This window comes from Kitasatospora gansuensis (assembly GCF_014203705.1).
In the GTDB taxonomy this organism is placed as follows: Bacteria; Actinomycetota; Actinomycetes; order Streptomycetales; family Streptomycetaceae; genus Kitasatospora; species Kitasatospora gansuensis.
Genome location: NZ_JACHJR010000001.1, coordinates 2,702,084 through 2,726,244, shown reverse-complemented (window position 1 = coordinate 2,726,244; position 24,161 = coordinate 2,702,084). Strand labels below are relative to the sequence as shown.

Annotated in this window: 35 protein-coding genes; 29 read left to right on the top strand and 6 right to left on the bottom strand. The window is 70.7% G+C overall.

Features of this window, described 5'->3' with window-relative positions; all coding sequences use genetic code 11:
* Nucleotides 1–60 precede the first annotated feature (60 nt).
* The 4 genes from F4556_RS11995 to F4556_RS11980 all read left to right on the top strand — a co-directional run bounded on the left by F4556_RS11995 (nucleotide 61) and on the right by F4556_RS11980 (nucleotide 3,449).
* On the top strand, nucleotides 61–1,350 hold the full coding sequence (locus tag F4556_RS11995) for a L,D-transpeptidase (RefSeq protein ID WP_313068276.1): 1,290 nt from the start codon (nucleotides 61–63) through the stop codon (nucleotides 1,348–1,350).
* A gap of 262 nt (nucleotides 1,351–1,612) precedes the next feature.
* Nucleotides 1,613–2,083 carry an ATP-binding protein gene (locus F4556_RS11990; protein ID WP_313068275.1) on the top strand — a complete coding sequence of 157 codons (471 nt, stop codon included), beginning with the start codon at nucleotides 1,613–1,615 and terminating at the stop codon, nucleotides 2,081–2,083.
* 290 nt (nucleotides 2,084–2,373) lie between these two features.
* Entirely contained in the window at nucleotides 2,374–2,877 is a 504-nt protein-coding gene (locus F4556_RS11985; RefSeq protein ID WP_184914148.1) for a DinB family protein, read from the top strand.
* 38 nt (nucleotides 2,878–2,915) lie between these two features.
* Nucleotides 2,916–3,449, top strand: coding sequence for an NADPH-dependent FMN reductase (locus F4556_RS11980; protein WP_246511002.1), 534 nt, complete (start codon nucleotides 2,916–2,918; stop codon nucleotides 3,447–3,449).
* A 12-nt stretch (nucleotides 3,450–3,461) separates the two neighbouring features.
* On the opposite strand, the gene F4556_RS11975 is transcribed toward F4556_RS11980, so the two are convergent.
* The 3 genes from F4556_RS11975 to F4556_RS11965 form a co-directional block, all read right to left on the bottom strand.
* On the bottom strand, nucleotides 3,462–4,916 hold the full coding sequence (locus F4556_RS11975) for a tyrosine-type recombinase/integrase (RefSeq protein ID WP_184914146.1): 1,455 nt from the start codon (nucleotides 4,914–4,916) through the stop codon (nucleotides 3,462–3,464).
* Nucleotides 4,886–5,317, bottom strand: a complete 432-nt coding sequence (locus F4556_RS11970; protein ID WP_184914144.1) for an ImmA/IrrE family metallo-endopeptidase — start codon at nucleotides 5,315–5,317, stop codon at nucleotides 4,886–4,888. The genes F4556_RS11975 and F4556_RS11970 overlap by 31 nt, the downstream gene beginning before the upstream one ends.
* A gap of 132 nt (nucleotides 5,318–5,449) precedes the next feature.
* The gene (locus F4556_RS11965; protein WP_184914142.1) at nucleotides 5,450–6,022 is read right to left on the bottom strand and encodes a helix-turn-helix domain-containing protein; all 573 of its coding nucleotides are present in this window, start codon (nucleotides 6,020–6,022) and stop codon (nucleotides 5,450–5,452) included.
* Between the two features lie 164 nt (nucleotides 6,023–6,186).
* Here F4556_RS11965 and F4556_RS39710 point away from each other — a divergent pair, with 164 nt between their 5' ends.
* The 18 genes from F4556_RS39710 to F4556_RS11880 all read left to right on the top strand — a co-directional run bounded on the left by F4556_RS39710 (nucleotide 6,187) and on the right by F4556_RS11880 (nucleotide 16,014).
* On the top strand, nucleotides 6,187–6,390 hold the full coding sequence (locus tag F4556_RS39710; protein WP_376775787.1) for a helix-turn-helix domain-containing protein: 204 nt from the start codon (nucleotides 6,187–6,189) through the stop codon (nucleotides 6,388–6,390).
* A gap of 13 nt (nucleotides 6,391–6,403) precedes the next feature.
* On the top strand, nucleotides 6,404–6,682 hold the full coding sequence (locus F4556_RS11955) for a helix-turn-helix domain-containing protein (protein WP_313068274.1): 279 nt from the start codon (nucleotides 6,404–6,406) through the stop codon (nucleotides 6,680–6,682).
* A gap of 93 nt (nucleotides 6,683–6,775) precedes the next feature.
* Complete coding sequence (locus F4556_RS11950) at nucleotides 6,776–7,126, top strand: hypothetical protein (protein WP_184914139.1); 351 nt, start codon at nucleotides 6,776–6,778, stop codon at nucleotides 7,124–7,126.
* Nucleotides 7,123–7,548 (top strand): hypothetical protein, encoded by a 426-nt coding sequence (locus tag F4556_RS11945; RefSeq protein WP_184914137.1) that lies wholly within the window; start codon nucleotides 7,123–7,125, stop codon nucleotides 7,546–7,548. Before F4556_RS11950 ends, F4556_RS11945 begins: the two co-directional genes overlap by 4 nt.
* Nucleotides 7,545–8,261 carry a hypothetical protein gene (locus F4556_RS11940; protein WP_184914135.1) on the top strand — a complete coding sequence of 239 codons (717 nt, stop codon included), beginning with the start codon at nucleotides 7,545–7,547 and terminating at the stop codon, nucleotides 8,259–8,261. Before F4556_RS11945 ends, F4556_RS11940 begins: the two co-directional genes overlap by 4 nt.
* Nucleotides 8,258–8,383, top strand: coding sequence for a hypothetical protein (locus F4556_RS39055; RefSeq protein WP_281403645.1), 126 nt, complete (start codon nucleotides 8,258–8,260; stop codon nucleotides 8,381–8,383). Before F4556_RS11940 ends, F4556_RS39055 begins: the two co-directional genes overlap by 4 nt.
* On the top strand, nucleotides 8,380–8,772 hold the full coding sequence (locus tag F4556_RS11935) for a hypothetical protein (RefSeq protein WP_184914133.1): 393 nt from the start codon (nucleotides 8,380–8,382) through the stop codon (nucleotides 8,770–8,772). The genes F4556_RS39055 and F4556_RS11935 overlap by 4 nt, the downstream gene beginning before the upstream one ends.
* Nucleotides 8,769–8,990 (top strand): hypothetical protein, encoded by a 222-nt coding sequence (locus F4556_RS11930; RefSeq protein WP_184914131.1) that lies wholly within the window; start codon nucleotides 8,769–8,771, stop codon nucleotides 8,988–8,990. Before F4556_RS11935 ends, F4556_RS11930 begins: the two co-directional genes overlap by 4 nt.
* Nucleotides 8,987–9,199, top strand: coding sequence for a hypothetical protein (locus F4556_RS11925; protein ID WP_184914129.1), 213 nt, complete (start codon nucleotides 8,987–8,989; stop codon nucleotides 9,197–9,199). Before F4556_RS11930 ends, F4556_RS11925 begins: the two co-directional genes overlap by 4 nt.
* A 55-nt stretch (nucleotides 9,200–9,254) precedes the next feature.
* A complete protein-coding gene (locus tag F4556_RS11920) occupies nucleotides 9,255–10,319 on the top strand; it encodes a hypothetical protein (RefSeq protein WP_184914127.1) in 1,065 nt (354 codons plus the stop codon).
* Between the two features lie 89 nt (nucleotides 10,320–10,408).
* Nucleotides 10,409–11,389, top strand: coding sequence for a mucin-2 (locus F4556_RS11915; protein ID WP_184914125.1), 981 nt, complete (start codon nucleotides 10,409–10,411; stop codon nucleotides 11,387–11,389).
* The gene (locus tag F4556_RS11910) at nucleotides 11,386–12,021 is read left to right on the top strand and encodes a zinc finger domain-containing protein (RefSeq protein ID WP_184914123.1); all 636 of its coding nucleotides are present in this window, start codon (nucleotides 11,386–11,388) and stop codon (nucleotides 12,019–12,021) included. Before F4556_RS11915 ends, F4556_RS11910 begins: the two co-directional genes overlap by 4 nt.
* Nucleotides 12,022–12,035: 14 nt before the next feature.
* Nucleotides 12,036–12,761 carry a hypothetical protein gene (locus tag F4556_RS39050; protein ID WP_184914121.1) on the top strand — a complete coding sequence of 242 codons (726 nt, stop codon included), beginning with the start codon at nucleotides 12,036–12,038 and terminating at the stop codon, nucleotides 12,759–12,761.
* 57 nt (nucleotides 12,762–12,818) lie between these two features.
* The gene (locus tag F4556_RS11900) at nucleotides 12,819–13,112 is read left to right on the top strand and encodes a hypothetical protein (protein WP_184914119.1); all 294 of its coding nucleotides are present in this window, start codon (nucleotides 12,819–12,821) and stop codon (nucleotides 13,110–13,112) included.
* A gap of 85 nt (nucleotides 13,113–13,197) precedes the next feature.
* The gene (locus tag F4556_RS39425; protein ID WP_184914117.1) at nucleotides 13,198–13,464 is read left to right on the top strand and encodes a response regulator transcription factor; all 267 of its coding nucleotides are present in this window, start codon (nucleotides 13,198–13,200) and stop codon (nucleotides 13,462–13,464) included.
* 54 nt (nucleotides 13,465–13,518) lie between these two features.
* Nucleotides 13,519–14,808: a hypothetical protein gene (locus tag F4556_RS11890; protein ID WP_184914115.1), complete on the top strand. Its 1,290-nt coding sequence runs from the start codon at nucleotides 13,519–13,521 to the stop codon at nucleotides 14,806–14,808.
* Nucleotides 14,809–14,955: 147 nt separating this feature from the next.
* Complete coding sequence (locus tag F4556_RS11885; RefSeq protein ID WP_313068273.1) at nucleotides 14,956–15,159, top strand: MerR family transcriptional regulator; 204 nt, start codon at nucleotides 14,956–14,958, stop codon at nucleotides 15,157–15,159.
* A 138-nt stretch (nucleotides 15,160–15,297) separates the two neighbouring features.
* Entirely contained in the window at nucleotides 15,298–16,014 is a 717-nt protein-coding gene (locus F4556_RS11880) for a DNA-methyltransferase (RefSeq protein WP_221503589.1), read from the top strand.
* A 43-nt stretch (nucleotides 16,015–16,057) separates the two neighbouring features.
* Here F4556_RS11880 and F4556_RS11875 read toward each other — a convergent pair whose 3' ends face one another.
* Together F4556_RS11875 and F4556_RS11870 are read right to left on the bottom strand one after the other, a co-directional pair.
* Nucleotides 16,058–16,456, bottom strand: a complete 399-nt coding sequence (locus tag F4556_RS11875; protein ID WP_184914111.1) for a YebY family protein — start codon at nucleotides 16,454–16,456, stop codon at nucleotides 16,058–16,060.
* A gap of 195 nt (nucleotides 16,457–16,651) precedes the next feature.
* Nucleotides 16,652–16,834 (bottom strand): hypothetical protein, encoded by a 183-nt coding sequence (locus F4556_RS11870; RefSeq protein WP_184914109.1) that lies wholly within the window; start codon nucleotides 16,832–16,834, stop codon nucleotides 16,652–16,654.
* A 582-nt stretch (nucleotides 16,835–17,416) separates the two neighbouring features.
* Here F4556_RS11870 and F4556_RS11865 point away from each other — a divergent pair.
* Nucleotides 17,417–17,776, top strand: a complete 360-nt coding sequence (locus F4556_RS11865; protein WP_184914107.1) for a holin — start codon at nucleotides 17,417–17,419, stop codon at nucleotides 17,774–17,776.
* Entirely contained in the window at nucleotides 17,773–18,027 is a 255-nt protein-coding gene (locus F4556_RS11860; RefSeq protein ID WP_184914105.1) for a hypothetical protein, read from the top strand. The genes F4556_RS11865 and F4556_RS11860 overlap by 4 nt, the downstream gene beginning before the upstream one ends.
* 117 nt (nucleotides 18,028–18,144) lie before the next feature.
* Here F4556_RS11860 and F4556_RS11855 read toward each other — a convergent pair whose 3' ends face one another.
* Nucleotides 18,145–18,744: a hypothetical protein gene (locus tag F4556_RS11855; RefSeq protein WP_184914104.1), complete on the bottom strand. Its 600-nt coding sequence runs from the start codon at nucleotides 18,742–18,744 to the stop codon at nucleotides 18,145–18,147.
* A gap of 132 nt (nucleotides 18,745–18,876) precedes the next feature.
* On the opposite strand from F4556_RS11855, the gene F4556_RS11850 reads away from it, so the two are divergent.
* Genes F4556_RS11850 through F4556_RS11830 form a run of 5 tightly spaced genes read left to right on the top strand, consistent with a single transcriptional unit; the run spans nucleotide 18,877 to nucleotide 24,154 of the window.
* Nucleotides 18,877–19,332 (top strand): phage terminase small subunit, encoded by a 456-nt coding sequence (locus tag F4556_RS11850; protein ID WP_184914102.1) that lies wholly within the window; start codon nucleotides 18,877–18,879, stop codon nucleotides 19,330–19,332.
* Nucleotides 19,329–20,942 carry a terminase TerL endonuclease subunit gene (locus F4556_RS11845; protein WP_184914100.1) on the top strand — a complete coding sequence of 538 codons (1,614 nt, stop codon included), beginning with the start codon at nucleotides 19,329–19,331 and terminating at the stop codon, nucleotides 20,940–20,942. The genes F4556_RS11850 and F4556_RS11845 overlap by 4 nt, the downstream gene beginning before the upstream one ends.
* Nucleotides 20,943–20,957: 15 nt before the next feature.
* Nucleotides 20,958–22,424 carry a phage portal protein gene (locus F4556_RS11840; protein WP_184914098.1) on the top strand — a complete coding sequence of 489 codons (1,467 nt, stop codon included), beginning with the start codon at nucleotides 20,958–20,960 and terminating at the stop codon, nucleotides 22,422–22,424.
* Nucleotides 22,424–23,407 (top strand): VG15 protein, encoded by a 984-nt coding sequence (locus F4556_RS11835; protein ID WP_184914097.1) that lies wholly within the window; start codon nucleotides 22,424–22,426, stop codon nucleotides 23,405–23,407. The genes F4556_RS11840 and F4556_RS11835 overlap by 1 nt, the downstream gene beginning before the upstream one ends.
* A gap of 42 nt (nucleotides 23,408–23,449) precedes the next feature.
* Nucleotides 23,450–24,154 (top strand): hypothetical protein, encoded by a 705-nt coding sequence (locus F4556_RS11830; protein WP_184914095.1) that lies wholly within the window; start codon nucleotides 23,450–23,452, stop codon nucleotides 24,152–24,154.
* Nucleotides 24,155–24,161: the final 7 nt, after the last annotated feature.

Sequence of the window (24,161 nt, the reverse complement as noted above, 5' to 3'; positions counted from 1 at the left end):
AAACTGAAACCGGCGCCGGAACGTGTACTGAGCGTGGATACCCGGAGGGGAGCAGACCGAGTGAAGCCGGTACAGGCGGCCGATGCCGCGATAGTCAGGACTCAGGGCGCGGCCGAGCGCCGTGCCAAGCGCACCCGGCTGGCCGGAGTCGCGCTCGCGATGGGCGGCGTGCTGCTGGTCACCGCCGGCTGCTCGAGCTCCGGCTCCGGCTCCGGCACGGACGACAAGGGCAAGGCCACCGCCGGGACCGGCGGCGACACCGCGGCCTCCGCGAGCGCCAGCCCGTCCGCGCCGAAGAACTCGGCCGCCGTGCTGACGGTGACGCCCAAGGACGGCGCCGAGGACGTCAACCCGAACGACGCCCTGAACGTCGCGGTGACCGGTGGCAAGCTCACCGCCGTCGAGGTGACCGACAAGAACGGCAAGGCGGTGGCCGGTGCGATCACCGCCGACGGCCTGAGCTGGAAGCCCAGCGCGCCGCTCACGGTCGGCATGGTCTACAAGGTGAGCGCCCAGGCCAAGGACGCCGACGGTCTGGTGTCCGCCTCGACCAGCAGCTTCACCACGCTCACCCCGGCGAAGACGGCCTCGGTCAACGACAACATCACCGACAACGGCACGTACGGCGTCGGCATGATCGTCTCGGTCAGCTTCGGCAAGGCGGTGAAGAACAAGGAGGCGGTGCTCAAGGGCATCACCTTCGAGGACAGCAACCACACCGTGGTGAAGGGGCACTGGTTCGGCTCCCAGCGGCTGGACTTCCGGCCGGAGACCTACTGGAAGTCCGGCACCAAGGTCACCATCAAGTACCGCCTGAAGAACGTCGAGGTGGCGCCCGGCGTCTACGGCGACGTGGACCGGGACGAGCCGTTCACCATCGGCCGCTCGCAGATCAGCGTCGCGGACGCGGCCACCCACCAGATGACGGTCACCCGGGACGGTGCGACCAGGACCATCCCGATCACCGCGGGCGACGACCAGAACCCGTCCTGGAACGGCACCATGGTCGTCTCCAGCATGGAGAAGGTGACCCGGATGAACTCGGCCACCGTCTCCAACATCAAGGGCTCCGAGTACGACATCTCGGACGTCCCGCACGCGATGCGGCTGACCGCCACCGGCACCTACGTGCACGGCAACTACTGGGGCAACGCCTTCGGCAAGTACAACGCCAGCCACGGCTGCGTCTCGATGGCGGACACCAAGGGCGGCGACGACGCCTCCACCGCGGGCAAGTACTTCGCCAGCTCGATCGTCGGTGACGTGGTGAAGATCCAGAACTCCAAGGGCCCGACGGTCTCGGGCGACAACGGCCTGAGCGGCTGGACGATGCCGTGGAGCGCCTGGTAGGCCCCTCCGGGAGCTGATTCCCGTTCAACTGTTCGGCCCGGGTGCCCTTCTGGCGCCCGGGCCGAGCTGTTGTACGAGCCCTTGTTCGGGTCGCGTTCGGGATGCTGGTGGCATATGCCAAATGAATAGTGATCGTTTGTTCATTGTCCGTACGCGGCCGCTTGCGTTCCGCAATGATTGGCCCATGGCGGGATGGGGCGAGGCAGAGTGGGCATCACTTCCAGGGGCCGGTCCGGCCACTGACGACCCGTCGGAAGGTGGGGTGCTCGCCCTGGAGACTCTGGAACGACTCAGCCCGCAGGAGGTCGAGCGCGAGTGCTTCGGCCGGCTCTGTGAGCAGGTGGCGGCGGAGCAGGAGGTCTTCCTGCCGTCCCGGCCCGAACTCGTCGGCGTGGCCCGCCGGGTGGTGCTCTCGGTGCTCCAGGGCTGGCGGATGCACCAGTTACTCGAGGCGGGCGAACTCCTCACCGGCGAGCTGATGGCCAACGCCGTCCGGCACACCGGCGGCCGCACCGTCGGCCTCCGCCTCACCCGCCGCCCCGGCTGGCTCCGGGTCGAGGTCCGGGACTCCTCCCGGGCGCTGCCCTGTCTGATCGTGGCCGAGCCGGGCAACGAGACCGGGTACGGCATGCTGCTGATCAGCACCATCTCGGAGCGCTGGGGCGCGGATCTGCTGCCGCGCGGCAAAGGCGTCTGGTTCGAGCTGAAGGTCCGCGAGCGCGTACCGGCCTGAGTCGGTCGCTGGAAAACAGTGCGGGGCCCCCGGTCACCGTGATGCGGTGTGGGGGCCCCTGCAGGTCACCGCGCAAGCCATGGGGGTGCGTGCCACGCGGTGCAGACGGCCGAACCGGGTCGGGGATGGCCGTAGCTCTCGATGTCTCGACTATCGCACGGTCTCAGGATGTGGGCAAAATCGATTGAAAGGTTTGTAACCTACTTCACCTGGACTAATCGTATGGATTCGCGCCCCGGCCTTTGATTATCTAGTCGACAGCTCGCCCCGGACCGGTCATGATCCGGGCCATGACCCGTACCGATCTGCCGCCCACCCTCGACGAGCGCACCTCGCTCGCCACCTTCCTCGACTACACCCGCGCCACCGCGCTGGCCAAGTGCGAGGACCTCGCTCAGAACGACGCCCGAAAGGCCCCGCTGCCCGCCTCCCCGCTGATGACCCTGGCCGGGCTGATCAGCCACCTGCGCTGGGTCGAGTACTACTGGTTCGACGTGGTCTTCCTCGGCGGGGAGGACGAGGGCCCATGGGCCGAGGAGGACCCCGACCGCGAGATGCGGATCGCCGTGGACCTGCCGCTGGCCGAACTCCTCGACGACTACCGGACCTTGACCGACCGCTACCGCGAACTGGTCGCGGCCACCGACCTGGACGCCGTCGCGCAGCGCACCGTCCGGGACGGGCAGCAGATCAACCTGCGCTGGATCGTCCTGCACCTGATCGAGGAGACCGCCCGGCACAACGGCCACCTCGACCTGCTGCGCGAACTCGCGGACGGCAAGACCGGGGCGTAACGGCCATGGCGCGGCGCCCAGTTGGGTAGGTTGGCGGCATGCTGATGACGCGTCATGTGCTGCTGTTGAGCGGAAGCCTGCGGGCCGGTTCCTCGAACGAGGCGGTGCTGCGGACCGCCGCCGCGCTGGCCCCCGAGGGCGTGACCACCACGTTCTACGAAGGACTGGCCGAGCTGCCGCACTTCAACCCGGACCACGACACCGACCCGCTGCCCGCCCCGGTGGCCGAGCTGCGGGCCGCGATAGCGGCGGCCGACGCCCTGCTGATCTCCGCCCCCGAGTACGCGGGCACCCTCCCCGGCTCCTTCAAGAACCTGCTGGACTGGACGGTCGGCGGCGTCGAGATCAGCGACAAGCCCGCCGCCTGGATCACCGCCGCCGCCCCCGGCCGGGGCACCGGCGCGGCCGCCACCCTCGCCTCGGTGCTCGGCTACACCGGCGCGGCCGTCACCGAGACGGCCTGCGCCACCATCCCCGTCCCGCCGGAGGCGCGCGGCGCCGACGGCGTGATCACCGACCCGGCCACCCGGGACCGGATCGCCGACGTGCTGACGGCCCTGCTGGCCGGCTGACCCGCCGGTCCGTCAGCACTCGATGACGTTGACCGCGAGGCCGCCGCGCGAGGTCTCCTTGTACTTGACCTTCATGTCAGCCTTGCTGCCCTGCATCGCCTTGAGCTGCAGGGCAGCAGTGCTGGCCGACAGCGAGAACCCCGCTGGAGAGAATTTGGAGAGAAGCAGCGGCGGGGGAGTGGTCGGGGCCTCGAACCAAGCGTCCATCGCGGCCATTCCACGGGCACCAGCGCCGGGCATGAAGTGAGCGTACCGCTCCAGGGTGATCGTCGGAGTGGAGTGGCCGAGCCACTGAGACACCGTCACGATCGACTCGCCGGCCTCCAGCTGGACGCTCGCGAACGTGTGCCTCAAGCAGTGAAACCCGAGTTCCCGGGAGGGCGTCCAGCGCGATCGGTGGAGCCGCTTCTGCCGGGCCGCCTCCTTCGCGTCCGCCGGAGCGATCTTCTCGATCAGTCCGGCGCCGAGAAGCGCAGGCTTCCACGTCCGGTCGTTGAAGGTCCTGTAGTAGATCCGGTTCCCATAGGTGGTAGTCAGCAGGAGGGGAACCGCGATCGGTGCCCGCTGCCGGGCCTCCAGGTCCGTCGTGGGGGCCTCTGGGTTATCCCACGGCAGCTCCACGACCTTAGGCGGGAATGCAGCGATGTGGTCCCGCAGGCGGGCCGCGAGGTTGGGCGTGAGCTGTACGGTGCGGGTCTTGTCACCCTTGGGCAGGCAGAAGTAGAAGGCGCCGGAGTTGGTGGCCCGCAACTGGCGTCGCACGTGTATGACCATCCGGTCGAAGTCGATGTCCTCCTCGGCCAGCCCGAGCACCTCGCCCTGCCGGAGGCCGGCGCCTACCCCGAGGTCGACAGCGATCCGGTACCGCGGCTGCACTCCGGTCCGGACGGCATCCACTATCTGGCGGGACCAGGCCCGGACCTTCTTCTCCTTCGTCTTCGGGGGCCTCACGCTGGCGTGGACCCGGCACGGGTTTCGAAGAAGACGGGTGTCGTCCACGGCGGCCTGAAAGATGGTGGAGAGGTGGGTCCAGATCACCTCGGCCGTGGCCACGTCCACCCGGGTCAGCAACTCCGCCTTCCACATCCGAAGCGCGGCCGCATCGATCCGTCGCAGTGAGAGCGAGCCGATTGGCAGCCCGAGGATGTGGTTACGGACCTTGCTCTCCATGGTCGTGTAGGTGGTGAGCTTGTCCGTACGTCCGGGCAAGAACTGAGTGCGCACGTACTCCGAGAGCGTCATGTCACCACGGCGCGGGTCCACGAACTCCGCTCGCCTGGCGTCAGTTTGAGCCTGAGCCAGCCACGTCTTCGCGTCCTCCAGGACCTCAAAGCTCCGGCCCCGTACACCAGGGATGCCCGAGACCTTGTATCGCTTCCCCTTCCCCCAGCGCTCCGTTCGCTCACGCCTCCCCGTCGTGGCGTCCTTGAGCTTATTCAGCCAGCGATCTTCGATGTATCCAGCCACTGGTCTGCCCCCTCCAGATCTGCGATCCGGGCCCGCAAGGCCCAGGTGGTGACGTTGAGTTCGGCCGCGAGCTCCTGCTCGCTGGTCGCCCACTGCCGAGCTGCGCAGAAGTCAGACAGCGCGATCAGCTTTCGCGCCGCACGTTGGTCGGCGGAGCGCTCGGCGCGGAGGCCGCGCTCGCCGGCGCAACTGGAGTCACCGGCGAGGATGTGCTCGATTTCGTGGGCCAGGACGCAGCGCTCCTGAACGGGGCTGAGCCCGTCTGCGATCACAACAGCCTGGTCTTGGGGCGACCAGGCCCCCCAGGTGTCGCGCAGCCAGAGCCGGATCACGGGTACTCCCATGAGCTCCAGCTCGGCAAGCGGATCGTAGTGCAGCTCGGTCGACTGCGCTGCGGACATACCTCTCCCCCACGGTTCGGACGTGTGGGAGGTGCGCCGAGAGCGTCGATTCTTGCACGCTTGTGACGCAAAGTGTGAGTGTTTAATAGCAGGGCGTCACGGGAACATCGTGTGGCGCGTCTGTCCCAGGGGCTACTTCCGCCGGTCGCGATGCTCCTGCAGCGCCTGCTGGATTCGCTCCGCGTCGTCGGCCGGCACCGAGGGATCACCCTCGCTCCAGCCGTGTGGCCGGTATGCCGCCAGTCCGTAGTCCGCGCGTGAAGCTGACGACTGGCGACCTGCTGGCAGGGAGAGCAGCAGGCGCTCGGCGGCCTCCTCGAACTGGTCGCGCAGTGCAGGATCAGCACCTTCTCGGCTGCATGCACGCGCGAAGGCCATCACAGACGGATAGAGCTCGATTGGCGTGCTCGGGATGCTTGGCCCGCTGCTCCGCCCAGCACCATGCCCGGTCAGCGGTGACGGCAGGCCAAGGAGCTCATCCACTCGGCCAGGAGGCCAGCTCAGCACTCTGCTGACTGCGTGGTAGCCGTCCGGGATTCTTCCCGGAGCTGGGATGCGGCCGTTTTCGTAGTTGCTGATCGTCTTGCGATCAAGCCCCGCCGCAGCAGCCAGGGCCTGCTGGTTCATACCCCTGGCAGCGCGATCGAGCCTGATCGCGCGCCCCAGCCCCGCCCAGTCGAGGGGCGACTCCTCGGCTGCGCTCATGCCCGCTCCTGGTCTTGTTGGACAACGTTAGGCAACAGCATCCCAGACGCAGGGCACTGTTGCGCAGGCGGGTTCCCGCCATTTCCCCAGGTGGGGCGGCATATGCCTCGCGGATTGCTCATCATGCCTTGCCATTCCTCATCATTGCCCATACTGTTGGGCAGGTGAGAGCGCGAGGTGCAGATATACGGAACAAGCGCGAGCTGGCTGGCTACAGCCTGACCCGATTTGCGCGCGAAGTCGACGTCTCACCAGCGCACTTGTCGCGAGTCGAGCGAGGTCAGCGGGGGGCTCAGCCCGAGTTGTTGGCGCGGATCGCCGCTGGCCTGAAGGTCGCAATCGCCGACATTACCGACTCGCCTGGATGAGAAACGAAGGGAAATGATGGAAAGCTCCTCGCCCCTTAGCCCGGTATTGAGCCTGGAGGAAGCTGCCGCGTACATCCGCAGGACACCGAAGGCTCTTCGTTGCCTGCGCGAGCGCCGGACCGCTCCGGCCGGATTTCGTACTGGCGGCCGAGTCATGTTCCGGCGCGCGGAACTGGATGACTGGCTGGCCAAGCACGAGGCCCAGGACTCCCGAACGAACCCCGCCCTTGACCCGACCCGCGTGGCGCCTGAGCCGCGCAGAAGGCGGCCAGCGCGGCAGCTTGCCGCCTGACGATCCCCAGACATTGGGCGGGCCGCCCTGGCGTCGACTCCAGGGGCGGCCCAGGCCCACCGAGCTACACCCTCGTACAGAAGGAGGCGGGCTGTGCAGCAGCCTACCGAACTCCAGCTCCAGGCCAGCGCGTTCGACGCGGTCGGAGCTCTTGCCCGGGCCGCCGTCGCGGCCAGGGTGCCCCAGCACATCACCCCGACCTGGGTGACCGTCGGTGGGTTCGCCGACGGCCAGCTCCGCTCGGACGACGACACCGCTCTCCGCGTCTTCGACGCCTGGCGGCGCGTGCTCGGCTCCGCCCGGCTGGGCACCACGATCCACGAGACGCCGGACGGCCCGCGCCGCTTCTACACCGCGGCCGTCACGGTCGGTGACGTCTCGGTGCGGCTGACCGCGTCGGTCCCGGCCAACATCCTCGCGCGCCGAGCGGCGGTAGCCGCGTGAGGCCCGCGCCGATCTCCGACGAACGCCTGGCCTCGATCCGGGCCCTGAGCCTCGCCGTCCTGGTTCCGCAGAGCGAGACCTGGAGCGGGCCGGCCCGGCGCCGGGCCACCGTGTACGCCCGGATGTTCGCGCCGGTGCTGCGCGAACTGCTGGACGAGATCGCCGAGCTGGACGCCGACCTGGACTCAGCCGAGGCCGAGCTGGCGGCCGAGCGTGCCCGGGCCGAGCGTCTGGCCGCCAGGCTGCCACGCCCGACGCCGAGGTCCCGCCCGAGCATCACCCGGAGGGCTGGCGGCCGGTGGCAGGTGCGCTGGAGCGAGGACGGCGGCCGACGCCGCTCCGCCACCGTCTCGACCAAGCACGAGGCCCGCCAGTACGCGGACTACCTGATGGACCTCGCACGCCGTGGCGGTGCCCGGTGACCGCGGAACCGATGACGCCCGAGCGGCATGCCGAGATCGAGGCGGCCCTGGCCGCCATCCCCGCGCCGCCGTGGCAGTGGATCGGCGACTGCCGGCGCGACGGACCGGTGCTGGCCACCACGCACTCCGGCTGGGTGTACGTCATGGGCTTCGACCGCCTGGGCATGCAGGGCGCCCAACCCAGCTTCCCCGTGGGGAAGATGGACGGCGGTGGCCTGATCACCCCGGCCGCCGAGCTGGCCGTGGCGCGCGACCCGGACGCCCCGGGCCCGATCCGGGACATCGACAACCCGGTGGCCCGCTGGCTGCGGCACTCCGGGCAGTACGCCCAGGAGCTCCTCGCCGAACTCGGCTGGCTCGCCGCCGAGCTGTCGGACACCCAGGCGCTGCTCGCCAAGACGGTCGACAACTACGAGACCGTCCTGGGCCTGGCCGACGGCGAGCCACTGACCGTCTGGCGGGCCGAGGTCGGCCCGATCCCGCTCGCCACCTACCTGAGCGCCGACGAGGCCCGGGCCCACTGCGCCGACCACCACCTGGCCGACTACGGCCCGACCGCCTCCCTGTCCTGGTACGAGGAGGAGCCCGACACCCTGACCGCGCTGCGGATGCACGCCGTCGGCCAGGGCGAGGGCGACGCCGAGCTGGAGACCGCCTACCGCGTCGTTCCGGTGCCCGCGCTCCCCGCCTACGACCCGCAGGCCGACCGGTGACCCCGGCCCTGGTCGTCACCGCCGTCTGGGCCGCGACCGTCGCCGTCCTGGCCCGCCTGCCCATCGCCACCGCCTGGCACCAGCACCGTGCCCGCGCCGCCCGGAAAAGGACCACCCGATGACCGACGACCGTACCCACTTCCTCACCGGCATGCGCCAGTTCACCGACTGGCTCACCGCCAACCCCGACTGCCCCGCCCCCCGCGACGAGCGCATCCTGCTGTTTCTGGCGACCAACCAAGCCGTCACCGAGTTCGCCACGAGGTACGACCTGGACCCCAAGGCGGACGCCGAGGGCAACCTGTCGGTCAACCTCACCTTCGGCCCGATCGTCTACCACGTCTACGGCTACGTCGACTTCAACGCCCACTGCGCCGCGAGCGACGAGCGCCAGGCGCGGACCTGGGCGGCCGGGCAGGGCCTGGAGATCGTGGCGAAGCCGAACGACGAGCCCAGCCAGGCGCCGGCCCTGAGCGCCGGGCCCGAGCAGCCGGCCGCGGTGACGTCGTGACGGGCCGTCGGTTGCGGGCCCTGCTGGGCCTGCGGGTCGTGCGGATCACGGATCCGGTGAACGCGCTGGAGCTGGTGCGGCCCGACGGCACGGGCTGGTACCTCTGCCCGATGCCGGCTCGCCGCGAGCCGCAGCCGGAGCCCGCGCCGTTGCTGACGGTGCACGGCGCGCCGGTGCTTACCGGTGTTGTCCTGCCCGGCCGGAGCGCCCGGCCGTGACCGGCCAGGAGCTGGGCGTGCTGACCGCCGAGCAGACGAGCGCTCTGGAGCGGGTGGTGGTCGAGCACATCGCCACCGGCTTGTGCTCCCCGCGCGCGGAGGTCGTTGTGGCCGCCCAGCTCCTGCTGATCCGCCTCGAGCAGCTCGGGCTTCCGGTCGGCGAGGCCGTTGACCATCACCTCGCCCGGACCACGTACCGCGCTTCCTGACGTGCCGCTGCCCGGGCCACCGGGCGGTCGCCCCTTCCGAAAGGAACCCACCACCTTGAGCACCATCACCGGCGAGCCCACCACCGTGCAGGCCGGCCCGGCCGATCCGGGCGGCGCGAGCGTCACCGCCGCCGGGCTGGCCGACATCATCACCCGGGCCATCCCGCACGCCTACACCGGCGCCATCGCCCCGATCCTGGCCTCCGTCCACCTCGATGCCGCCGGCCGCCACCTGACCGCGGTGGCCACCGACCGCTACACCCTGGCCGCCGCCCGCACCGCCTACACGGTGGAGAGCACCGCGGCCTGGTCGGCCACCGTGGACCTGCCCGACGCCCGGGCCCTGCTCGGCTTCGCCGACGCCCAGCCCGGCCGGGAGGCGGTGCTGCTGCGCCGCACCGGCGGGCAGCTGCACGCCGCTTCCGACCGGGGCCGCATCACGGTCCCGCTGCTGACCGGCCAGACATACCCCAACTGGCGTTCCCTGCTTGCCCGTTACCTGTCCGCCCCGGCGGCCACCACCGGCCTGACCGGCCTGCGCACCGAGCTGCTGGAACGCTGGCAGGCGGCCGGGAGGCAGCTGCACGTGGTGCCCAGCAACCCCGACAAGCCGCTGCTGATCTTCGAGGGCACGGACTTCATCGGCCTGCAGATGCCGCTCAAGCCGCTGGTGAGCGCCACCTGGGACGGCTACGTCCAGGCGTGGCGGGACACGCTCGGCATCGACTGCGGCGGGCTGGATCCGGCGGCGGAGGGCGCGCTGCTGCCCGACCCGGCGGCCGCCGCGGACACCATGGCCGAGCGGCTGCTGCACCGCACCCTGCTCAGCGCGGAGCGGCTCCACGACCTCCCCGGCGGTGCGGAGAGCACCGAACTCGACAAGGCAGTGCGGGGCCTGGTCGAACCGTGGGTCTCCTACCGGCTGCTGCACGCTCTGCGGGGCGCCGACCCGCTGCTGGCCGAGCGGACGGTCGAGCACATCGAGGACGAGCTGGCGGGCGGGGAGTTCGCGGAGACCGCGCACGAGCTCGCCGAGCAGGCCGGGCACAACCCGCGGGGCTGGATCGAGGACTACCGCGCCGCTCGCGCCGGCCAGCCGCCCGCCCCGGACGAGGGCTGACCCCCTTTCACCCCACCTTCTCCCGGGGCCGGAGCAGTACCTGCTTCCGGCCCCGGGGACCACCGCGCCACCACCAGGAGGACGGCCCCGTGCCGTGGTTCAAGATCGACGACTCCTCGCACAGCCACCCCAAGTTCCTGCGCGCCGGGAACGCGGCACTGGGGCTGTGGCTGCGGTGCGGCGCCTACTCGGCCCAGCACCTGACGGAGGGAATCGTGCCCGGCATCGTCGCCGCCAACTACGGCACCGCCCCGCAGGCCGCCAAGCTCGTCAAGACCGGCCTATGGCACACCGCCGGGCACACCTGCCCGCGCTGCCCGCAGCCGCTCGAGGCGGACGACTACGTGATCCACGACTTCTTCGAGGGCGGCCGCAACAGCACCCGAGCCCAGGTCGAATCCGCGAAGAGGGCCGCAGCCGACCGCTCCGCCCGGGCCCGCTCGGGGCGGAAAAGCGCCCCGAATCCGGGCGGAAACGCGGACGATCCGGAGCCGAAAACGGATCCAAACGAGAGCGAAACGGCGCCGGAAACGAATCCGTTCGACCCCCAGTTTCCGCACTCCGCCGCAGGTGGGGGCGGGTTGTCACACCGTGACGACGTCGAGGGTGGCACGCACCCCCTATCCTCTTCCTCTTCCTATCCACGTACCTCCTACGGAGGTACGTCCTCCCCCCAACCCCCCGCAGATCAGCTGCCCGCGGTCGCCTTCCGCACCGCCGGCGGAGGGGGAGAGACGACGCCGGTGCAGGAGCTGGTGGACGCGATGGGCGCGCGCCAGATGACCGTCTCGTGGGCACTGGCCGCCGAGGAGTGGACGCAACTCGCCGCCCAGGTCGAGCAGATGGGCACCGCCGCGCTGGCCGAGCACGCCGCCCGGGTCTGGCAGGCCGCCAAGACCAAGCCCTACTCGGCCCGGTACTTCCTGCCCGGCTGGCTCGCCCTGCGGCCCGCCCCCGAACACCACCGGCACCCGGCCGCCCAAGCCCTGGGCGGGCCCAGCGCCGCACTCGACTACCTCGCCGACATGGCCGACATCGCCAACGGCTACAGCACCAGGGAGAGTTCATGATCCCCGCCGAGGTCCCGCAGCTCATCGCCAAGATCGCCCTGGCCGACCCGCGCCTGCGCCGCGACAGCACGCCCGAGCGCGTCGCCCAGGTCGACCTCTGGGTCCAGGCGCTGGCGGACGTCCCCGCCGACTACGCCTACCGGGCCGTCGGCGCGCACTACCGCGTCAGCCAGTGGCCGATCACCCCGGCCGACATCGCCACCCGCTGGGCCCAGGACGCCAAGGACCGCCTCGGCCGGCACACCGACCCGATCCCCGCCGCCGACCCGGACGACGACAGCCGCTGGCGGGCCGAACTCGCCGCCACCCGCCGCGCAGTGGCCACCGGCCAGGTCGAACCCGCCCCCCACGCCCTCGCCGCCGGCCGCCCGATCGCCGCCGCCGAGCTCACCGCCGGAATCGGACGCACCATCCCCACCCGCAACCAGGCCGAGCCGTACCTGCCCGAAGCGATCCGCACCGCCCTCGCCCAGGCCGGAGTGCGCGGCGGCCCGCCCGAGCGCTCCGTCCCCTGCCCGGTGCCGACCTGCCTGGCGCGCCCGAACGCCCGCTGCACCAGCCCGTCCGGGCGCCGCCTGGCCGACAGTCACCCCAGCCGCGTCGACCGGTACCTCGTCCAGACCGCCGCCTGATCAGGAGTCACACGATGACCAACACCCAGCCTCTGAGCGCCGATCCGCTCGACCTGGCCCCGATCCAAGCCCGCGAAGCCGCAGCAACCAAGGGCCCCTGGCACGTCCTGGAGGACCAGGCCACCGTGACCCGCTGGGTCACCAACGACAGCGAGACTCTTGAGCTCAGCTTGGGCTACATCGGCAACCGCACCGAGAGCGACGCCCAGTTCGTCGCCCACGCCCGGCAGGACGTCCCGGACCTGCTGGCCGAACTCGTTCACCTCCGCACCGAGAACGAGGCGCTCCGCCTCGGCACCACCGCCGCGGTGGCCACAGCGAAGGCCACCGGGTACCGGCAGGCCGCCGACAACGCCACCGAGATGGTCCAGCTGCACGGCCGGGACGCCGACGCGGAGATGCTCCTGGTCGGCCTCCGCCGCGGCGCCGAACTCCGCGAGCAGGCCGCAGCGCAGGCCACGTGGTCGGACCGCGAGTGCGGCTGCTCGGCCCGCTTCGACCGGCACGCCGACGGTTGCACCGCCGTTGCACCGGCCACCGCCGAGGACGAGCAGTACCCGGCCCGGCTCGGCGTCTACTGCGACACCTGCCACACCACCGCCGAAGGCGACTTCGTGGTCAGCGACGCCATGACCAAGCCCGAACGCCTCGAGCTCATCCGCGCACACGTCCGCACCCTCGGCTGGTCCTGCACCGCGGCCGGCGACTACTGCCCGACCTGCGCGCCCACCGCCGCCTGACCCCTCCCGTCCCGGGGCCGCCACACCGGCGGCCCCACCCTTACCGAGGAGCACCCGTTGACCGATACCTCCCGTGCCCAGGCCGCGTACGCCGCCTACGGCCACACCACCGGCGGACTCACCCACGACGGCCGCCCCATGCCCACCTGGGACCAGCTCGGCGACACCATCCAGGCCGCGTGGATCGCCGCTGCCACCGCTGCCGCCAACTACGTTCCGCCGCGCGTTCCGGGTCTCTGCGCGCCCTGCCGTCGCCGCGAATGCGACGAGTGCATGGCTGTCGACCACCCCGACATGCCCGATCTCTACACCTGCCACTACCAGACGAACCACACGACCTGCCGCCGCTGACCGACCGTCTGCTGCCCGGCCTGCACGGCCGGGCAGCAGCACCGAAGGAGATCGCCATGCCCGAGAGTCTCAGCCAGGTGACCGAGTGACCTCCCCGGCTCCGGCCGAGCCAGGCCAGCCGCTCACCGGCCGCGAGATCCAGGTGATCACCGGCATGGCCAACGGCGAGGAGAACCGCCAGATCGCCGAACGGCTCGGCCTCTCGGTGAACACCGTGAAGTCGCACTCCAGCCGGATTTACCGCAAGCTCGCCGCCCGCGACCGCGCCCACGCCGTCGGCCTGGCCATCGCCACCCGCCAACTGCCGCCCCGCGCCGTCCAGATCACCGCACCGCCACAGCCCAAGACCTGACCGCCCGCCACAGCAGCTTCGCCCGCACGCCGCACCAGGAGAGTGATCCCGGACATGCTCACCCCCGCCGCCACCCAGCGCCTTCGCCGTGATCTCTCCGACCTGCCCGAGCTCCTCGTCTACGCCGAGCTCGCCCTGCTGCCCGCCCGCGGCGGCCAGAGCGGTCACGTCTCCGGCGCCACCCGCACCGCACCGCTGCCGGTGCGCGCCGACGTGCTGAGCTTGCTCGGCCCTGGCGCTCCCGGTCCGGTCAGCGACCAGCACGGCGACCAGGTCGGCCCGGCCCCGGTGCTTACTGTGATCGCCGACTGGGCCCGCCTGACCGTCGAGACCAGCCGCTCTGCCCTCACCGAGGCTAGCCACGCCGGCCTGCACACCGGCACCACCGGGGAGCAGATCCGCACCCTCCAGGCCACCGCCGATTGGGCCGCTCGGCAGCCCTGGGCCGGCGACTACGCCGCCGAGATCCACCAGATCGTCCGCGAGCTCTCCCCGCTCGCCATGCTCGCCCCCCGCCGTCGGGCGCTGCCGCTGCCCTGCCCCCGTTGCCACCAGCTCACCCTGGCCGCTGTCGACGGGCGCGACCCGGAGTGCTCCGACCCCGACTGTGCGGTGATCCTGCGCCCGGCCGAGTACCAGGACCACGCCGAGCGCCACCTGGACGAGCTCCACGCCTTCGACACCCCACCCGCCGTCCACCCCGCTGGACACCCGACCACCACCGAGGCCACCGTGATGAACGACCTGCCCGCTCCCGGCACGAAGCTGTCCACCCACCTGCACGGCCTGCCCGGCCTCGGCCCCTGGACCGTCTCCGGCATGGCCACCGTCCTGGAAACCGGCGGCCGCACCGTGCTGCTGTCCATCCGCAGCCGCGGCGCCGCCGGCCACGTCTACGCCACCGGCACCCTGAGCCCGGCCTCCGCGGCCGACGCCCGGCGGGGCATCGGATGGACCGTCACCGACCTGGTCACCACCGGGATACGGCCCACCCACCTCACGCTCGCCGCCGACGGCAGCCAGTTCGGCACCCCGGACGTGATCGAGCGCGCCGCATCCACCGCGCTGGACGCTCTCGCCCCTCACCTTGCCGCCGCCACCGCTACCGGCCCGCTTTCCGCCGAGCACCTGCCCGCCGCCGCCACCAGCGCCGCCGGCCACGCACAGCTCCGAGACCTCACCGCCACCGCCCTCGGCGACCGGGACCGGCTGATCCGCCGGTTCCTCGCCGGTGGCGTCCAGCCCGTTGAACTCCAGGCGTCCACCGGCCTGTCCAAGTCCTCGATTAGCGCCATCCGCAACAGCACCGCTGGTCAGGACACTGGACAACTCCTCAGCGCCTGACCCGCATTCACCCCTACGAGTGGATCTTGTTGCGCACGTTCCGGAGGCGTGCAACAGTGGCGACAGCACCACACGTGCGCCAACATGACGAAGGGGCTCGGCCGAACAGTGGCCGAGCCCCTTCGGCGTTCCCCAGAGGAGGTCGCTGTGACCGAGCTCCTGACGACCCGCCAGGCCGCCGCGCTGTGCGGCGTCGCTCCCGGCACCATCCGCAGCTGGGCCAGCCGCGGCCTCCTCGATCGCGCCGGCCTCGACGGTCGAGGGCACCCGCTCTACCGCCAACTCGACGTCGCCCGCGCCGAGGCCGCCACCCGCGACCACGCCGGCCGCACCTTCGGCCAGGCCGCATAACCACCGTCTCGCCGGATCCAGCGTGTTCAGGCCCGTCTCCCCCCAACTTCTCACCGCCCAACTCCGGGCGGTGTGCACCGACTCGCTCACCGCCCGACCGGGCGTGTGCATGCGACCGCACCTGGGGAGAACCTGACCTTGACCTGGACCCTGCACGAGGGCGATGCCCTGTCCGTGCTGACCGAGATGCCCGACGCCTGCGTGGACGCGGTGATCACCGACCCGCCCTACAACTCCGGCGCCCCCACGATGGCCGTTCGCACCGGCGACACCGCCCGCGGAAAGTACGTCAGCGGGGACGCGAAGCACACGCTGCCCGACTTCGACGGTGACCAGCGCGACCAGCGCGGCTACCTCGCCTTCCTCACCATGATCCTGACCCAGTGCTACCGCGTCACCCGGCGCGGCGGCCCGCTGCTCGTGTTCGCTGACTTCCGCCAGGTGCCCGTGACTTCCGATGCCCTGCAGGCCGCCGGGTGGACGTGGCGCGGCATCGTCCCGTGGCACAAGCCGATCGCCCGCCCGGCCAAGGGCGGATTCAAGCGGGCCTGCGAGTACGCCCTGTGGGCGACCAAGGGCCCGGTCGACGCAACCCGCAACCCCGTCTACCTACCCGGCCTCTACTCGGCCAGCCAGCCGAGGGGAACCAACCGGCGGCACATCACCCAGAAGCCCGACGAGCTGATGGCCGGTCTGATCGAGGTCGTCGCACCCGGCGGAATCGTCCTCGACCCGTTCGCCGGGTCCGGCTCCACCGGCGTTGCCGCCCTCACCACCGGCCGCAAGTTCGTCGGCATCGAGATCTCCAGCGACTACGCCACCGTCACCCGCGAACGCCTCACCCTCGCCAGCTGAACAGCTGCTGGTGCCCCGCTCCCGCGGCGGGGCACCAGCAGCATCAGCAGAGGGCGCGGCCCGCCGAGATGGCAGCACTGATGTCGACCTTCAGTCCGTGGCCGAGGCTCGGGTCATCGGCCCAGATGGCCGTCGCGGGCGGGTAGTTGCGTGCGGCCGCCAGGCCGTTGAGTCCGTACTCGATGCCGCCGGTCTCGAAGGTGATCTGCTCGCCAGGGTGGCAGCGCAGAACACCGGAGCCGACGGTGAACGGCCAGGGGCTGAACGAACCCCGCGCCACCAACCGCTCACCCGCTTCCGGGCTGTCGTCCTTCGCCGCCGACCAGATGAACGGGCTGACGATCACAGCCACGACGATCGCGCCCAGCGCCATCCTGGCCCGGCGCGCTTGAGCATCAGTCACCGGTACCACGGCGCTTGTGCTCCTTGCCTTGTCCACCACAGCTACCCCCTCCAACTCGGGGCTCAGCGTAGGGCGGAGGCGATCACCATGGCCAGGCGTCGCGCACTCACCGTCTGCTCCAGGTCCGGCTGCCCCGCACTCACCGACTCCGGACGCTGCCCCGAGCACCGGGCCGAAGCCGAACAGCGTCGCGGCGAAGTTGGGGCCGTGCCGAACAGCACGGCCCCAGCCCGTCTAGGCGATGGACACCAGCTGAGCGAGTGCCAGCATCGCCAGACCGCTTCCCAGGCCGTACATCACGCCCTTCAGGAAGCTGATGCCCGCGCCCCGGATAAGAACCCGGGTACGCCGCTTGTCCTTCTTGTGGGTGACGACCTGACGATCGCCCTGTTCCTTCGGCTCGTGCTCGTCCATCATGTGAATGTCCTTCCAAGGGCGAAGTTCGGCGCGGGCCTCCATAGCAGCGCACCGAACAACTGAGGCACCCCCAGCTGAGGGGGCGTCCGACGCAGGGAGGGCTCCTTCGCGGGGCCTTCTCTGCGTCGATCAGAAGGAAATCACCGGCGGCTGCTGGACGGGCGCCAAATGGCCAGAAATCCATCAGTTCATGCGAGTGGCCACTACTGCGATTGACGTAGGGTCAGATCAGAGTCGAGCAATCCGGTTGCCTCTGACGGTGGTTGTGAGCTTGCCCCAGCCGACCGGCTCATCCCCGAGTCGAGCAGAGGGCGGCAAGAGGTCCGTACGGCTGCCCCTTGAGACGAACCCACTGGTAAGGCGCCCGGGTGCCCCGTCGGGCGCTTCGAGATGGAAGACGCGTTGACCGCAAGCGGGTTCGGCGCGCACGTCGCCGCCAACCGGGTCGTGGACGGACAGTAAGCGCATCAGGATCCCCCTGTACGACAAGCGTCGGATGTCCTGGGTCCGGGTGCTGAGAAACCATGGGGCGGGCGCCATCCCCTCCAACTCGGGGACCAGCGTGGGGCGGAGGCGATCACCATGGCCAGGCGTCGCGCACTGACCGTCTGCTCCAGGTCCGGCTGCCCTGCGCTCACCGACTCCGGACGCTGCCCCGAGCACCGGGCCGAAGCCGAACAACGTCGCGGCACCGCCCGGCAGCGCGGCTACGGCCGCCGCCACGAGCAGCATTTCCGCACAGCGGTGCTCGCCCGCGACCCGGTGTGCGTGGTGTGCACCATGGCGCCGAGCAGGCACGCCGACCACCACCCACACTCGCGCCGCGAGTTGGTCCAGCTTGGCCTGGACCCGGACAGCCCGCAGTACGGCCGCGGACTGTGCGGGCCGTGCCACAGCGCGGAGACCGCCCGGCACCAGCCCGGAGGATGGAACAGCAGATGAGCGGATGGACCGAGGAGGGCGAGGCCAGGCCGCAACCGGTCGGTGACGCGCTCGACGCCCTCGGCATCACCGCCGCCCTGGGCCCGGACGAGCTGCTGGCCGGCGCGGTGGTACTGCTCAAGGTCCTGCAGCCGGACGGAGCGGTACGGCTGAGCCTGACCCACTCGGACGGCCTCGGGTGGATCGAGCGGGCCGGCATGCTTCACCTCGCCGAGCACATCGAGACGACGTCCGCCCTCGCTGGTGACTGACCGTCACCGCACCCAGGGGGGTGACCCCCTGAGCGGCTCCGGCGGGGACCGCCGGGGAGGGATCTCGCTCCGTGTACGGGTCTGGGAGACCCTGCTAGCTACGCACTGTGAGCACGATCATCCACGCTCTCGATCGTCGATCTTGAAGACGCGCCGAATCCACGCGCTCACGCCGTCACCCGTTGCCGAAAGGCCCGGCTGAATTACCCTGACAAATATCTGCCCTCCAACGTAAAACGCGACCATTATCCACCCTTGCTGTGGATGTCCGGTCGACATCTCCCAGCCGGGCGGAATTAGGGCAGCATGCTGCGCCGAGTTCAACGCCGACCTGAGTGGCTTCCAGTCACTCGGAGGTGATCCAAAAATGGGGACCATGATCTTATCTTCATTGAAGATGAGATGGTCTAGTTGGTGGGATGTACTGCGGGTGATCGATAGAAGATCACGAAGGGCCCATCCGGCATCTTCTCCGTAGTACACGGGAGCAAGGACGTCACCTTGTGCTACCTGCATGGATAGCCCCAAGATCTCGCCAGGCGGCAGGTATGCCCCACCGCTTGCGCCGTTGCCGATGGCTTCGAGATCGTGCTCAGTAAATCTGGATTGCGTAGCAGTCACTTCAAGAGTGATGCGAGGCTTGGCGTAAGCATCACGTGGGATCAGATCATAGCCAACGCTCGCAAGTTGGCTGACCACTTCATATGTTCCGCCCATGTCGGATCTCCTGCATAGGAGGCCACTTAGACAAAAGCTACCACCGGCCAACGGGGCTGGCATGTCGACTCCCTCATTTGCAACTTTCGCAAATCCGCAGGGGCTGCATGAATACCCGAGAAAGGTGATCACATGGCAGGGACGGGCCCAGCTCCGAAGCCTGCGGCCGAGCGACGGCGACGCAATACCGACCCGGTCGCCGGCACCGTGCTGCCAGCCGACGGCTACACCGGGCCCGCCCCGGACCTGCCCGGCGGCCACGACTACGACAGTCGCACCCTGGCCTGGTACAACACCTGGAAGAGCAGCCCGCAGGCCGCGACCTTCCTGGCCACCGACTGGCAACGCCTCGCGATGCTGGCCGAGCTCGTCGAGCAGTACTGGGAGGAGCCGAAGAAGGACCTCCTGGGCGAGATCCGGCTGAACGAGGCCAGCCTCGGCGGCACAGCGGCGGACCGGATGCGACTGCGGTGGTCGCTCGGCGTCCCCGAGGTCGGCAGGGGCTCGGCCCGGGCTGCCGAGCGCGCCGCCGCCCGGCGGGCCGGAGCGGACCCGCGCGACAGGCTCCGGGCGGTCGGTGACGAATGAGGCGGCCCGGCGTCCGGCGCTCCCTCGGGTACGCCGTCGCCGACTGGATCGAGTACTACCTCCTGCACGGTCCCGGCGACGTCCAGGGCGAGCCGATCGAGCTGGACGTCGAGATCCTGCACTTCCTCGCCTGCACCTATGCCATCGACGGCGCGGGCCGGCGCCGCTTCGACGAGGTCCTGCTCTCGAGGGCCAAGGGCCGCGCGAAATCGGAGGTCGCCGGAGCGATCGCGTGCGCGGAGGCCCTGGCGCCGGTGCGCTTCGACCACTGGGCGAAGCCCGGCGAGGTTTCCGACTGGGGCTACGAGTACCAGAGCGGCGAGCCGGTGGGGCGGCCCGTCACCTACCCCTTCATCCGGTGCCTGGCGACCGAGGAGACGCAGGCCGGGAACACCTACGCGAACATCACCTACATGCTCGCCCACAGCGGGCGGATCGCCGAGGACTACCCCGGCATCGACATCGGCAACGACTGGCAGACCTCCACCCGGGTGTTCCTGCCCGACGGCGGCGAGGTCCGGCCCTCGACCGCCAGCTCCTCGGCGAAGGACGGCGGCAAGGAGAGCTTCAGCGTCGCGGACGAGACGCACCTGTACGTGCTGCCCGAGCTGCGGAACATGTACGAGACCGTCGAGCGCAACACGATGAAGCGCAAGAGCGCCGAGCCATGGTTCCTGCAGACCAGCACGATGTACGCGATCGGCGAGGACTCCATCGCGGAACGCACGCACCGCAACTCGAAGTCGGGCAAGGCGGCGCGGCTGTACTTCGACCACAAGCAGGCCCCGCCGGCGCTGCTGGAGGACGAGGCGTACGACGACCCGGTCCAGCTCAAGCTCGGACTGATCGCCGCGTACGGGCCGTTCGCCGCGCACATGGACTTGGACCGCATGGTGGCGCTGGCCCAGAAGCCTAGCCAGGACCGGGCCAAGTTCCGCCGCTACTTCTTCAACCTGCCCGTCTCGCTGTCGGAGACGTGGTTGTCCCGGCACCTGTGGGAGCGGTGCGCGCTCCCGCAGCAGGTCGAGCCCGGGGAACTGGTGACCGTCGGGTTCGACGGGAGCGACCACGACGACTGCACGGCGATCACGGCGTGCAGGGTCAGCGACGGCTACGTGTTCACGCCGACGTTCCCGGACGGCCGGCCGATGATCTGGACCAAGTGGGACAACGGAGCGCCCGACGACTGGCGGGTGCCCCGCCAGGAGGTCAAGGCCGGCATGGCGCACGTGGCCGCGACCTACCGCGTGGCCCGGGCTTACATGGACCCGCCGGACTGGCGGGACGAGTGTGACGAGTGGTCGGAGTCGCTGGGCCGCGAAACCTTCCTGATCTTCGAGACCCGGGTCGGCACCCGCATGTGCCCGGCCCTGGACCGGCTCAAGACCAGCGTGCTGGCCGGTGAACTCACCCACGACGGCAACGCGTTGATGGCCGAGCACGTCGGCAACGCCAAGCCCGAGCGGCGCCCGGGCGGCGTTGCCATCGCCAAGCCCTCCCACGACCGGAAGATCGACACCGCGGTCACCGCGGCGCTCGCCAGCGAGGCCCGCGCGGACTACCTGCGGAGCCAGGCGGCGAACACCTCGTCCTCGTTCACCGGCTACTGACCGAAGGAGGACGACGTGGCTGTCACCGAGCAGGAAGCCCTCCGCATCACCCAGGCCCTGGAGGCACAGCTCGACAAGCGGCAGGCCGCGGTCAAGGTCTGGAACGGCTTCTACAAGGGCAAGAGCGAGCGTCTGGTGTTCGCCTCGGACCGGTTCCGGCAGGCCTTCGGCGGCCTGTTCGACGGCTTCTCCGACAACTGGTGCGGTGTTGTGTGCGACGCCCCCAGCGAGCGGATGACCCCGCTCGGGTTCCGCTTCGGAGAGGGCGAGGACGGAGCGGCCGCGCCGGCCGACAAGCAGGCCCAGCGGTTCTGGCAGGCGAACGGGATGGACGCCTGGGCCCGGATCGCGCACACCGAGATGATGGTCAAGTCCCGCTCGTTCGTGCTGGTCTGGGCCGAGAACCCGGACGACAGCGACACCGAGCCGGAGATCACCGTCGAGGACGCCACGCAGTGCATCGTCGCGTACGAGCCGGGCAACCGGCGCAAGCGCCGGGCCGCGTTCAAGCGGTTCGACGGTGAGGACGGCTTCGTCTACGGCACCCTCTATCTGCCCGACCAGATCTGGAAATGGCGCCGCGCCTCGCTGGGGTCCGGCTTGATCCTCCCCACCGGGGTGGCCCTCGGCGGGTGGGTGCCGCGCGCGGCCGGCAAGTTGGACCAGGCCGTCATCGGCAACCCGCTGCGGCGGGTACCGATGGTGGAACTGACCAACCGCCCGCGCCTGGTTGACGACCCCTCACCCGAGCACCAGACGGTGATGCCGCTGCAGCGGGCGATCAACAAGCTGGTCATCGACATGCTGGTGGCAGCCGAGGCCGGCGCGTTCCCGGCCCGCTGGGGCACTGGCATCGACCTGCCCAAGGACCCGCTGACGGGCCAGGAGATCGACAACCCGGATATGTGGAAGCTGTCGGTGTCCAAGATGCTGCGCGCCAGCAGCCCGCAGGCTAAGTTCGGCAACTTCCAGGCCGCCGACCTGCGGAACTTCGTCACCGGCATCGAGATGCTGGTCGAGCATGTCGCCGCCCAGTCCCGCACACCGCCCGGCTACATGACCGGCAAGCTGGTCAACGTCAATGCCGAGGCCATGCAGGAGTCCGAGGTCGGGCTGATCGCCAAGACGCGGGACAAGACGACGTTCCTGTCCGACGCCTGGGAGGAGATGGCCCGGCTGTGCTTCCTCGTCAAGGACGACCAGCAGCGCGGCAACGACCCGCTCGCCGAGACGATCTGGGCCGACGTCGAACACCGCACCGACGCCCAGCGCGTGGACGCCGCCATCAAGAAGAAGGCGATCGGCGTGCCGTGGCGTCAGCTGATGGAGGACCTCGGCTACACCCCGACCCAGATCACCCGGATGGAGGCGATGCTGGAGCAGGACGCCAACCGGGCCGCCCGGGCCCTCGCGTTCTCCGGCATCGACGACCCCGGGCCCCTCGAGCCCGCGTCCGGTCACCGGACCCCGGCGGCGGCCTGATGCCCCCGCTGGAGGTGACGCTCCGCCGGTCGGCGCGGCAGCGGGCCCTGGCCGCACGCGCGGTCGCCTCCGCCGACCTGCTGTGGTCCAGCCTCGATCCCCGCCGGATCGCCGAGTCCTGGCACGAGGTCTCGGGCCAGGTGCTCACGCTGCTGACCGCAGCCCAGCAGGCATCCGCCGACGGAGCCCAGAGTTACGTCGAGGCCGCAGTCACCGCAGCCGGCGCCCGGCCCGCCCCGGCCGGGCGGCTGAACATCTCGGCGCTGGCCGGGGTGGCCGCCGACGGACGCGACCTCGCCTCACTGCTGGAGCTCCCGCGCATCACCACGCTGACCCAGATCGCCGCCGGCCTCCCGGCGGACACCGCGCTCCGCTTGGGCCGCTCCCAGCTCCTGCGAACCGTCTCGTCCGAGGTCGCGGACGCGGGCCGGGTCGCCTCCGGAGTCGGCATCGTCGCCGACCGGACCTGCACCGGATACGTCCGGGTCGTCGCCGGCGGGGCCTGCTCACGGTGCATCATCCTGGCCGGGCAGATCTACGGCAGCAAGACGGCCTTCGACCGGCACCCACAGTGCCAGTGCATCCACGAACCGACCACCCGCGGGCGCCGAGGCGCGCACCTGGAGCCCCGGCGGTACTTCGACAGCCTCTCGGCCGCCGAGCAGCAGAGACGGTTCGGCACGGACGGAGCCCGGGCGATCCGGGACGGCGCCGACCTGCGACAGGTCGTCAACGCCCGCCGTAGGGGCTCGACTTACACCACCCGCGACGGCGCGCGGGCGACCCGCCAAGGGACGTCCAAGCGCAGCGCCTTCTACCGGCGCGAGCGGGACCGGGCGATCGCCACAGGCCGGGCGCCGGCGGACATCGGCCGCCAGTTCCAGCTCCGCTCGGTGCGGCTGATGCCGGAGGAGATCTACCGGCTCGCCGCGACCCGCGACGAGGCGATCGCGCTCCTGCGCCGGTACGCGTACCTGATCTGACCCGGGCGGCGCGACGCCGCCCACGACCCCACGGAGAGCGCGATGCTCGACACCACCCTGCCCACGCACGCCCTGACCGGCCTGACCGCCGTCGGCTGGCGCAAGGCCCGCCCGGGCGAGGACGGCCCCCAGCCGATCTGGCCCATCCGCGGCGGCGACGGCACCGACGACGGCGACCAGGACGAGGACGCCGACGACACCGGCGACGGCGACCAGGACGACGACCGCGACGGCGACGACCAGGACGACGACAAGGACCTCGGCGACGCGGGGAAGAAGGCCATGCGGGCACTCCGCAAGGAGATCCGCGAACTGAAGGCCCAGGCCCGCCAGGGCGGCCAGCAGAGCACCAAGAAGGACGGCACGGACGACACCACCGACCCGCAGGCGCTGCGCGAGCAGGCCCGCGAGGAAGCCCGCGCCGAGGTGTGGACCGAGCGCGTCGAGGCCGCGGCGATCGCGGCCGCGGCCGGGCGCCTGGCCAACCCGCAGCTGGCCGCCCGCCTGCTCGACCTGTCCGACGTCCCGAAGAACGACAAGGGCCGGCCCGACCGGGACGCCCTCGCCGAGCTGATCGACGAGCTCCTGGATGACGAGCCCTACCTGGCCGCGAAGTCCGCGAACAGTACGGATGGCCGACGGTTCCAGGGCGGCGCCGACGGCGGCGCTCGCAAGACCCCCAAGAAGACCGCCGCCAGCCTCGGCGAGGCGGTCGCAGCCCGCCTCGCCGGCAAGACCGGCCGATAGGAGATGC